1 protein-coding gene is annotated in these 308 nt (G+C 42.2%); it reads right to left on the reverse strand.

What is annotated here, in order from left to right; all coding sequences use genetic code 11:
• Window positions 1-308 (reverse strand): Asd/ArgC dimerization domain-containing protein (locus ACFIO5_RS12405; protein WP_375705564.1); only part of this gene is annotated, 308 nt, incomplete at both ends.

Genomic DNA, 308 nt, shown 5'->3' on the forward strand with positions numbered 1-308 from the left:
TAAAGGCAATACGTTTGGTGAATTTTTTTGATGTGATGGGATCGGCAACAAAAACGGCTCGTGATTGTTCGAAGAGTTCATCCATGCCTTCTTTACCAGCTCCAGAAACCGATTGATAAGTGGATACAACAACACGTTTAATGGTTGCTGCTTCATGGAGAGGCTTTAAAGCTAAGACCAGCTGGATTGTTGAACAATTGGGGTTTGCTATAATATTACGCTTGGAAAATGCATCAATGGCTTCGGCATTTACTTCAGGCACAATCAAAGGGACATTGGTATCATAGCGCCAAGTGGAGGAATTGTCG

The sequence above is a fragment of the Bartonella sp. AA86SXKL genome (assembly GCF_042196885.1).